The 9,174-nt window shown below is 63.4% G+C and carries 16 protein-coding genes; 14 read left to right on the forward strand and 2 right to left on the reverse strand.

Going from position 1 to position 9,174, the window contains the following annotated elements; genetic code table 11:
• Positions 1 to 185 precede the first annotated feature (185 nt).
• Positions 186 to 920, forward strand: coding sequence for a DUF3800 domain-containing protein (locus ACVOME_RS07700; protein WP_481504922.1), 735 nt, complete (start codon positions 186 to 188; stop codon positions 918 to 920).
• A gap of 123 nt (positions 921 to 1,043) precedes the next feature.
• On the opposite strand, the gene ACVOME_RS07705 is transcribed toward ACVOME_RS07700, so the two are convergent.
• Complete coding sequence (locus ACVOME_RS07705) at positions 1,044 to 1,748, reverse strand: S24 family peptidase (protein ID WP_481504923.1); 705 nt, start codon at positions 1,746 to 1,748, stop codon at positions 1,044 to 1,046.
• Positions 1,749 to 1,833: 85 nt separating this feature from the next.
• On the opposite strand from ACVOME_RS07705, the gene ACVOME_RS07710 reads away from it, so the two are divergent.
• Entirely contained in the window at positions 1,834 to 2,304 is a 471-nt protein-coding gene (locus ACVOME_RS07710; RefSeq protein ID WP_481504924.1) for a hypothetical protein, read from the forward strand.
• Positions 2,305 to 2,318: 14 nt separating this feature from the next.
• Here the strand turns inward: ACVOME_RS07710 and ACVOME_RS07715 are convergent, their stop codons facing one another.
• Complete coding sequence (locus ACVOME_RS07715; RefSeq protein WP_481504925.1) at positions 2,319 to 2,807, reverse strand: hypothetical protein; 489 nt, start codon at positions 2,805 to 2,807, stop codon at positions 2,319 to 2,321.
• A gap of 155 nt (positions 2,808 to 2,962) precedes the next feature.
• Here ACVOME_RS07715 and ACVOME_RS07720 point away from each other — a divergent pair, with 155 nt between their 5' ends.
• The 12 genes from ACVOME_RS07720 (at position 2,963) to ACVOME_RS07775 (ending at position 9,011) form a co-directional block, all read left to right on the forward strand.
• The gene (locus tag ACVOME_RS07720; protein ID WP_481504926.1) at positions 2,963 to 3,493 is read left to right on the forward strand and encodes a phage regulatory CII family protein; all 531 of its coding nucleotides are present in this window, start codon (positions 2,963 to 2,965) and stop codon (positions 3,491 to 3,493) included.
• Positions 3,490 to 3,801 carry a winged helix-turn-helix domain-containing protein gene (locus tag ACVOME_RS07725; protein WP_481504927.1) on the forward strand — a complete coding sequence of 104 codons (312 nt, stop codon included), beginning with the start codon at positions 3,490 to 3,492 and terminating at the stop codon, positions 3,799 to 3,801. The genes ACVOME_RS07720 and ACVOME_RS07725 overlap by 4 nt, the downstream gene beginning before the upstream one ends.
• Position 3,802: 1 nt before the next feature.
• The gene (locus ACVOME_RS07730; protein ID WP_481504928.1) at positions 3,803 to 4,696 is read left to right on the forward strand and encodes a helix-turn-helix domain-containing protein; all 894 of its coding nucleotides are present in this window, start codon (positions 3,803 to 3,805) and stop codon (positions 4,694 to 4,696) included.
• Positions 4,686 to 5,348, forward strand: a complete 663-nt coding sequence (locus tag ACVOME_RS07735) for a hypothetical protein (RefSeq protein WP_481504929.1) — start codon at positions 4,686 to 4,688, stop codon at positions 5,346 to 5,348. Before ACVOME_RS07730 ends, ACVOME_RS07735 begins: the two co-directional genes overlap by 11 nt.
• A complete protein-coding gene (locus ACVOME_RS07740) occupies positions 5,345 to 5,539 on the forward strand; it encodes a hypothetical protein (RefSeq protein ID WP_005418745.1) in 195 nt (64 codons plus the stop codon). Before ACVOME_RS07735 ends, ACVOME_RS07740 begins: the two co-directional genes overlap by 4 nt.
• The gene (locus tag ACVOME_RS07745) at positions 5,539 to 5,904 is read left to right on the forward strand and encodes a Ref family recombination enhancement nuclease (RefSeq protein ID WP_481504930.1); all 366 of its coding nucleotides are present in this window, start codon (positions 5,539 to 5,541) and stop codon (positions 5,902 to 5,904) included. Before ACVOME_RS07740 ends, ACVOME_RS07745 begins: the two co-directional genes overlap by 1 nt.
• Positions 5,901 to 6,104, forward strand: coding sequence for a hypothetical protein (locus ACVOME_RS07750; protein ID WP_481504931.1), 204 nt, complete (start codon positions 5,901 to 5,903; stop codon positions 6,102 to 6,104). Before ACVOME_RS07745 ends, ACVOME_RS07750 begins: the two co-directional genes overlap by 4 nt.
• Before the next feature lie 76 nt (positions 6,105 to 6,180).
• A complete protein-coding gene (locus tag ACVOME_RS07755; RefSeq protein WP_481504932.1) occupies positions 6,181 to 6,876 on the forward strand; it encodes a hypothetical protein in 696 nt (231 codons plus the stop codon).
• A 96-nt stretch (positions 6,877 to 6,972) separates the two neighbouring features.
• Positions 6,973 to 7,485, forward strand: coding sequence for a glycoside hydrolase family 24 protein (locus ACVOME_RS07760; protein ID WP_481504933.1), 513 nt, complete (start codon positions 6,973 to 6,975; stop codon positions 7,483 to 7,485).
• Positions 7,482 to 7,796, forward strand: coding sequence for a hypothetical protein (locus ACVOME_RS07765; protein WP_322522977.1), 315 nt, complete (start codon positions 7,482 to 7,484; stop codon positions 7,794 to 7,796). Before ACVOME_RS07760 ends, ACVOME_RS07765 begins: the two co-directional genes overlap by 4 nt.
• Positions 7,793 to 8,257: a lysis system i-spanin subunit Rz gene (locus ACVOME_RS07770; protein ID WP_481504934.1), complete on the forward strand. Its 465-nt coding sequence runs from the start codon at positions 7,793 to 7,795 to the stop codon at positions 8,255 to 8,257. The genes ACVOME_RS07765 and ACVOME_RS07770 overlap by 4 nt, the downstream gene beginning before the upstream one ends.
• 157 nt (positions 8,258 to 8,414) lie before the next feature.
• The gene (locus ACVOME_RS07775) at positions 8,415 to 9,011 is read left to right on the forward strand and encodes a hypothetical protein (RefSeq protein WP_322522978.1); all 597 of its coding nucleotides are present in this window, start codon (positions 8,415 to 8,417) and stop codon (positions 9,009 to 9,011) included.
• Positions 9,012 to 9,174: the final 163 nt, after the last annotated feature.

Raw genomic sequence — 9,174 nt, forward strand, 5'->3', positions numbered from 1 at the left:
CCGGGATGGGGTGGTGTTGGGCGGCAGGGCTAAATTAGCCCTAGGCTATTTAACTGTCAATAGCCACAAGCTAACTGGCGTACTTCAGTTCTTGTGACACCACATGGTGTCTGCTCCAACTTTGGGCGTGGACCGTGTTTGCTAAGATCCCGCCATCACAACGTTCAGCAATGTGCAGGGATGGGATGTTCAGCGATTACATGCTCTTTATCGACGAAAGCGGAGACCATGGCCTGGAGTCTATTGATCGTCACTATCCCGTTTTCGTTTTGTGCGGAGTCCTTGTTGAGAAGGACGAGTATGTCGACACCTTGTTACCCGCTTTGAGTCGCTTGAAACTCAAGCACTGGGGCCATACAGAAGTGATTCTCCATGAGCGGGAGATCCGGAAGCCCAGTGGGCTGTTCTCATTTCTGCAAATTGCGGAGCAGCGCGACGCCTTTAATCAGGAGGTCGCTGAGATCTTTCACCAGGGCCAGTTCCAGCTGATTTACAGCGTCATCCACAAGGAGCGCTACATTCAACGCTACGCGGTCCCGCGGAATCCGTACGAGCTTTCGATGAGCTTCGTGCTCGAGCGCGCTTTCCTTGAGCTCAATGAGAGGGGGCACGGCGCTCGGCGCACAACAGTGATCGTGGAGTGCCGGGGTAGGAAAGAGGATGCCCAGCTGAAGGTGGCGTTTGAGCAGATCGTCAGTGGAAACAACGCCTGCCGTCGGGCACTACCGTTCGATCTGCTGATGGTCCCCAAGTCAGCCAACTCGGCAGGTCTTCAGATCGCGGATCTCGCGGCCCGGCCGCTTGGGGCGCATGTGTTGCGTCCTGATCAGCAGAGCAGGGCATACGATGCGATTCGCGCACGAATTAGGCGCTCGCCGACTGGAGTCGTGCCGGGCTTCGGAGTCAAGGTAAGCCCTTAAAAGCGAAGGGCCCCAACGAGTTGGGGCCCAGCGCCGACCGGATATTTCCAGTCCGACTTGCGCGAAGGGTAGCGGCGAGGCGTCCAGAATGCAAGTGGTCAACTGGGGCGGGATTCAGGTCGCTTAGAACTTCCTAAGCCCCGCGTGGATCAGCGCCTTGCCCAGGATGCTCACATCGCCAGGATCTGGCCTATAGGCCGGGAAGTCGGTATTGACGCTTACGACGTAGAGACCGTCGCCGCGCTTCTGCAGCATCTTGATCTGTGTCTCGCCACCGATGTTGATCAGGTAGTAGTCGTCGCCGTCGAAGTAGTCGCAGCTTGTGTCGATCCAGACGATGTCGCCGTCCTCGAGCTTGGGCCTCATCGACGGCCCGCGTCCGGTGATGATCTGAATCCTGCCGGGCTTGGGTAGGTAACCGAGCTTCCTGCGGACTTCCCATTCTGCGACTTCGATGGTCTTCACGACCTCCGGGTAGTCTTGGTTGACCATCCCTGCGCCCATTCCCGCACCCCCTTCGAACAAGTCGAAGCGAACATAGCCGGGCGGCGTCTCAGTCTCTGCGATCTGTGCGACTGGCACATGTGCGCCGTCATGTTGGGTATCCATCCAGCCCTCTGGGAGGGAGAGAGCTGTTTCGATTGCACGGGCAGTACCGCCAGACATGACCCGCGGTTTCCCTGTGGTCGCATTGCGGCTCTTATTCACCCACTGGCTTACTTGGGCTGGGTTCTTGATGCCGGCCGCGTCGGCAAAGTGGCGCTGGCCGCCCTTGGACTCAATGAGGGCAAGGAGGTTCTTGTGGCGGATGTCGTCAATCGGTCTCATTTCTCCATTGGATAGCGGATGGCTATTCAATCCAACGAGCTTTGGGCTATTGCAAGAGAAATAGCCATAGGCTAATGTTGGGGCTATGGACTTACTCACCTACATCTCCGATATGACTCGCCGCGTTGCGCTCGCCGACGCATGTGGAACCAGTCCCGAGTATCTGTGGCAGATCGCGACCGGCTGGCGTGGTAAGCGCCCCAGCGCGAGGCTCGCATGCGTAATTGAAAGAGAGTCGGCCCGCCTCGGTCCGGCAGTCGTGCGCAAAGAGCCAATGATCTTTGGGCGACCGGACCAGGATCCGGGCGTGGCCATCGCGGCAGCTGTAGATCTCCGCATGAGCAAGCGCGCGCTGCGCGCCAAGCTCGGCATGGACAGCGACAAGCACCTGGCGACCTTGCTGCAGCTTCCTCTCTACGAGGTTGCGGCATGGCCGGAAGAGGGCGCCTTGCCGGCCATTCCGCAGATCCAGCGCCTGCTGGGCACCGAAGAGTTCATAGAGCCTCGAACTCAGGATCCCGACGACGGACGAATCATCCGTGTGGAGGTCGCATGAATCGCAAGGACTCCTCAGAGGCCCATGTTGTAGCGCTCGCCGGTGTCCACCTCGTTGGTGCAGACGGGGCAGCGGAGATGAACGGAGCCGTACCTTGCGTAGCGCTGGAGGACGACTTTCTTCCCACCGTCGAAGCAGGGCTGGCAGATGTAGTGCTCCGGCTCCGTGCCGCCTGGCTGCAAGGTCCCGCTCTGCTTTGGGGTGACGTTTGCCGAGTAGGCGAAGTAGCCGTCGGCCAGCTCGACCAAGGAGTAGCGTCCACGCTCCGCCAAGGCTTCCTCCAGTTTTCGCAACTTCTCTGCGCTCTCGAACTTCTCGCGCTGAAGATCGAACAAGGCGCTGTTCTGAGCCAGGAGAGCAGCTTGCGCGCTGATCAGTGCCTCGTTGAGCTTCGCGAGCTCGGTAGCCGCCTTGTTGAAATCTCGAACCTCGACGGCGGCGACCAATCCTTTGCGGATCAGATCGATTGCCGAGAACGCGGTGCCGATTGAGGCCATATCCATGCTGCTCTCCTTTCGGGCTGGTCGTGTAGGAACACCAGCGTAGCGCAAGGAGGGCGGCGCCCCTCGTCCGTGAGTTGTTGATCTCCATAGCGCCCATCGTGCGCCAGCCGGGCCCAGCCCGGAACCTTGAAACACAGCCTTCGCCAAGGTGACCCATGACCTGCCGCACATCCGCTCTAAACTGGCTCGACGTTCTCTACAACTCCGTGCGCAAGACGCCCGGCGGTGTTGCGGATGCGGCCGCATTCCTGGCCGCCCGCCGCGGCAAGTCCATGCACCCGGAGACGCTGCGCGCGAAGTTGCGCGGGCTGGAGGGTGAATCGGTAACGCTGGAAATCGCCGAACTGCTAACCGAGTGGATGCAGGAGAAGGCGGGCGGCAGCGATTACGCCTTGGACTGGATGCAGGCGCTGGCCGGGCAGTTCGGCATGGCCGTCGCCACCGTTCCGCCACCGCCGGAGGGCGGATGGTCCGACGAGATTGGCGCCATCCAGACAAAGCTGCTGGAGATCACTACGCGGGTGGGGCGCTTGTCTGGCACCGCCGTAGAAGCGATGGCAGACCGTCAGATAGACAGTGACGAGGCCAAGTTGATGGTGGAAGAGGCCAATTCGCTGATCACGATGGCGCACCGGCTGATTCGCAACGTGTCGCGCGCTGCAGCAAAGGGGAGGGCGCGTCGATGAGCCATCCGGCCCGAGCAGCCGACCTCAGCACCAGTCACGAGGCCGCCAGGTACGTCGTTCAATCCGGCTTGCAGGGTGACCAGCAGGCCGCAGCAGCGTCAGCAGTGAAGCGCCATCCTGGCCTTACCAGCCTTGAGCTGGCCCAGGAAACCGGCTTGTGCCGCTATGTGCTGGCGCGGCGGCTCCCCGAGCTGGCGGAAACCGGCCGTGTTTGGCGCGGCCCGAAGAAGCCCTGTTCCGTGTCGGGTCGCAGCGCCTGCACCTGGTGGCCGGTTGCGCCGGGCGAGAACCTGACGCTGGGGCTCTGACATGTCGACCATCATCATGTCGCAGTGCTGGCCGCTGCAGGGCCTGAGCGTTACGCAGAAGGCTGTGCTGATCTCGCTGGCCGATCAGGCAAACGACGACGGCGTGTGCTGGCCGGCGGTGGGCACCATTGCCGCGCGCTGCTGCATGTCCGCGCGCGCTGTGCGGACCGCGATGGATCATCTGGAAACCGTGGGCCTGCTGACCCGCGACCGTCGCTTCAACAGCAGCACGGTCTACAAGGTAACCCCCGCCAGCTTCGACAAGGCCGCGGCGCCGTCGAAGGCCGGACGCAAGGCGGGGAAAGCAGGTACTGCACCGGGCGCAGGGGGTGCGCCCCATGCAGGGGGTGCGCCCGCTGCAGGAGGGGATGCGCCCGATGCAGGAGGGGATGCACCGGGCGCAGCTCTGGGGGTGCGCCCCGTGCCGCCTAACCGTCATATAACCCTCAAGGAACCGTCAGGAGAACCGCCATCTCCGGCGGGCCTGACGGCCGCGCCGCTGGTGGTGGATTCCGAGACCGACCTGCAGGCTGCCTGCCGGGCCACCTGGGTGGCCTATGCCAGCGCCTACCGCACCCGCCACGGTGTGGCGCCGGTGCGCAACGCAAAGGTGAACAGCAGCGTCCGGCAGATCGTGCAGCGGCTGGGCTACAGCGAGGCGCCGCTGGTCGCCGCATGGTTCCTGACCGTCAACGAGCGCTACGTGGTGCAGAACATGCACGACTTGGGCGCGCTGCTGACGAAGTGCGAGGCGTACCGCACTCAGTGGGCCACCGGCCGCCAGATGACGCAGGCCAGCGCCCAGCAGCAGGACCAGACGCAGTCGAACGCCAATGCCGCCGAAGAGGCCAAGAAACTGCTGCGGAAGATCAAGGGGGCCAGCCATGCTCAATGACTTCGAGCAGGAGCGGCTGGTCGAGCTGCTGGTAGCAACCGCCGAGGTGATCGGCGACCGGATCAGCCCGAGCGCCGCAGTGTTCATGGTTTCGGATCTGGCGCAGTACCCGCTGCCGATGCTGGAGCGCGCGCTGGCGTCGTGCCGCCGTGAGCTGAAGGGACGCCTGTCGCTGGCTGCGGTCTTGGAGCGCATCGAGGACGGGCACCCGGCATCGAATGAGGCATGGGCCAACGCGATCCGCGCCGCCGACGAAGGTGCGACCGTGGTGTGGACTGAGCAGACCCGCGATGCGTGGGCGTTGGCGCTGCCGCTGGTGCAGGCAGGCGACAAGATCGCCGCCCGCCTAGCATTCCTGGAGGTGTACACCCGTCTGGTGAAGGAGGCGCGCGCTGCACACCGCACGGCCAGCTACCAGCTGTCCCTTGGCGGCGACGTGTCCGGTCGGGATGGGGTCCTGCGGGAAGCGGTGGCCGCTGGCCAGCTGTTGGAGGAGCAGGTGGCTGATTACCTAGCACTGCCGCCCGCCACCCCGGCCTTCAACCCGGTGGCGCTGCTGACCGGAACGGTTGAGCCGTCGCCGACAGCGAACGACCGGACCCGTGTGCGCCTGGCCGAGATCGTGGCGCTGCTGGAGGGCAAAGCAGCATGAGCCCCGATCACTTCAACGTCGAAGTGCGCCCGGTGAGCGAGCCGGTGGCCGAGGCGGGCTGGTATCTGGCCTATGGCTACGGCATCAAGCCACTGGTGGTCTACGCGACTCGCGGGATGACTGTCTGGCGCGATGGCATGCGACGGATCCCGATCACCCGCTACGCCGGCCCGATTCCGGAGCTGCGCTGATGTGGTCGAACGCACCGTCGCCAACTGCGGCAGAGGCAGCACGCATCGAACTGGCGAAGACCGGGCCGTGCATGGCGTGCCTCGTTCGCTTCGCGCAGGGACTGATGGCAAAGAAGCACGTGATCTACGGCTGCGAATACAACCACGCCAAGTCAGGAAACATCCGGCGCGGCCATTTCTTCGGCTACGCGTTGTGCCAGTGGCATCACCAGCGCTACCGCAGAGAACACATGACGCAGAAGGAGATGGTGGCCCGCTGGGGCCCACCCCTGCACTGGTCCAAGAGATTCCACGAGGCGTTCGGATCGGACGACGACCTGATCGCACAGCAGACCTACATCAACGAACTGAGGGCGACAGCATGAAGAAGACGAAGACCTTGGTGCCGAGGCTGAACCTTCAAGTCGCGCCACGTGAGCGGCGGATGGATCACAACACCGTGTCGCGGCCTAAGCGACTGAGGCAGGGCACCATCACACTCGGAGCAGCCGAGACCGTCGAACAGTTCGAGGCGCGCGGCGGTCAGATTCAACGAATTGCTGCCAGCTGGGAGTACGCGGTATGAGCGTTGCCGGCCTCCAAGGCCACTTGGCGCGATCGGGCGCTGTTCGAGCAAACCACTAAGGGGAAGGCGCATGAGAATGAACGAAGCACGCGAACTGCTGTCCAGCCGGACGGGCCCGAAGGCACTGAGCTTCGACGGGAGCGGCGGCGGACCGAGCACGGAGGAGATTGTGGCCGCTCTGGCATACGTGCCGGCTGGCCTGGGCCGGGAGCTGCTGCAGGCGTTGTGGTGGCCGGAAAGCGGTCAGCGGAGGCGGGAGCAGCTGCGCCAGGCTGTTGTCTCTTTGGTCGCGCCCGAGTTCACCCGCCAGATGCACGCGCTCGCAGATGCCCGGACTGAGTACGGCATCGCCAAAGCCAGCATGGGCTGGGGCGGGGTAGTCACGGAAGTTCAGCGCCGGGAACTGCGTCGGGCAGAGAACGCCCTGGACAATGCTCGCGCTGCCGCCTGGCCGAACAACACGATGGAGCAGTTGGGAGTCTTGGCGGGGGCGGTGATCTCTGAAATGGCCGGATCACCGGAGTGCTCGTGCTGTGGTGGGAAGAGGGTTCTTCTGGATCAACGTGTCGCTGGCGTCGTGAACTGCGTGGAGTGCGGTGGAAGCGGCCATGAGCCACTTAGCGGTCGTAAGCGTGCGGCTGCCATCGGTGCCGATTGGTCCGCCTATAGCCGGTTCTGGCGGCCGGTGTACGAGTGGATGCTGGCCAGCTTCCGGGCCGCCGAGTCGCGCGCTGCAAGGAAGTTCAACAGGGCTCTTTCAAAGGCCGCGTAGCGATGACTTCCTAGGTCATCGAAAACAGGCGCATTCTTCCCACCATCCAGACGCAAGCCCCGGCCAAGCCGGGGCTTTTCTTTCCAAGGAGACGCCATGGCGCAGATCACTCCCCAACAGGCTGGCGGCGTGAACGTCGTGGCCTTCCTCGACATGCTGGCCTGGGCAGAAGGCACGAGCACGAGCCCGGCGACCAAAGACCGCGGTTACGACGTGATCGTGACTGGCGCTGACCGTGTGCCGGAGGTGTTCACCGACTACTCGGTGCATCCCTTCTCGCGTGGCAGGAAGTCCAAGCGCATCAACAGCAAGGGCCTGACCTCGAATGCGTCGGGCCGCTACCAGTTCATGCTGAAGGACTACGCCCACTATCGCGCGCTGCTGAAGCTGCCTGACTTCGGGCCGCTGTCGCAGGATCTGTGGGCCATCCAGCTGATCCGCGAGCGCCGCGCGCTGCCACTGATCCAGTCGGGCCGCATTGCAGAAGTCATCGCCAAGGTGCGGAACATCTGGGCAAGCCTGCCCGGCGCTGGGTATGGGCAGCCGGAGAAAGAGCCAGCCGTGCTACTGGCGGTCTATCGCAAGGCGGGTGGGACGGTGGCGCCATGATCGGGGGCAGCGTGGATTGGCAGGCCGTCGGCACCGCCGCTGGTGGTCTGATGGTTGGCGCTGGCGGTGTCGCGCTGTGGTGGCGCAAGCAGTTCGTGGAGACAGCCAGGGAAGGTGCCGAGGTCAACGTGATCCAGCTGATGCGCGAAGAAGTGACCCGGCTGGGGGAACGGGTTGGACGAATGGAGGCCAGGGAGCTGCGCTTGATCCGCCACATCTACCGGCTTGAAGGGCTCATGCGCGCCGCAAGCCTAGAGCCGCCCCCGTTTGATCCGGACAACGACACGATTCGGGCAGGAGGCTCCGAATGAACCGCATCGCCATCGCCATCGTCGTCGTCGGCATCGCCCTGTGGTCTGCGGCCATGTTCGGTGCCGGCTGGGCCTGGCGTGGAGACCGAGCCGAGGGAGTGGAAGCGAACCAGCGCGCCATCGGTGCAGAGGGAGTCGCCGGCCAGGTCAATCAGGCCCGTGCCACGGAGCACGTCCAGGCCCTACAGCTGTCCGACATTGGAGCAAAGCATGAAGAAGACCGTACCGCGGCCGAGTCGATACCCGCTGCTGTTGTGGCTGACCTGCGCAATGGCAATCTCCGCCTGCGCAACGACCTCGCCACCTGTCACACCGCTCGCTTGTCCGAAGCCGCAGCCGGCGCCGTCGAACGTGATGCGCAAGCCGAACTACGTCCAGAGGTTGTCGGAGCTGTTGTTCGAATCGTCACCGACGCCGAAGACCACGTCCGCGCCTGTCAATCGGTGATCAACGCGCGCTAGCTGCAACAGAAGTCATAGCTAAGAGAGAGAACACGGGCCGCGAAAGCGGCCTTTTGCATTTCAGGTCAGGGGCCCCGCGCTTGTTCGCGCGCGGGAGCGGGCAAGGAGCCCGGGGCTTGAATCGACCGCCCGAAAGGGCCAACCAAGGAGAAAGACCATGAGCAAAGACGAAGACATCAAGAAGAGCCAGCTGCCCGACGTCCATCCGATGGGTCCGGGTGATCCGACCGATACCGAACCCGTTCCCGACGACAGCTGGTACATCGAGTCCAACCCGATGTTCCGCGGCGCTGACATTGTCGGCGTCAACTACAAGGGCAATGTCGATGGCCTGCAGGTGAGCGGCAAGGTGAGCACCGGATCGGCGACTCTCCAGGTCAAGGAGGGTATGACCAACGTCGGCCTGAGCTACAGCAACGAGCACGTTTCGGCATCGATCGGCTACACCGTCGGCAGTGAGAACGCCAACGTGACCACCGTCTATGACACCAACAGCGGTCTTGCCATCGGCGGCAAGCTGAAGTTCGGCAGCACCACGGTTGATTTCAACCAGAACAGCATCGGTGCTACCTACAACTTCGGAGGCGGCATCACTGCCGGCATCAGCGGCTCGATGAACGGCGGCCTCACCGTCAGCTTCGGTGGCAGCAACTGGGGTGGTGGCAGCGGCTTCTCGTTCTCGCTGGGAGCCACCAACTCCGGCGGCAGCTGGAGTGTGGACGCACGCTTCAACCTGGTGTTCAACGCCAACTAAGAAGCACCGCTGCTAAGGAAGGCAGCCCAACGACCGGGCGCAGCTGCGAGCTGCGTCCGGCTGTTGTGCAACTAGGACGGCTCTGCACGAGTTAGGTGGATGCTGATGGCGAAGCAAGTTGGCACTGATCGAATGCTAGCTCTCGGCCGGCTGAAGACCGGTG

The organism is Stenotrophomonas sp. STEN008 (assembly GCF_056760435.1).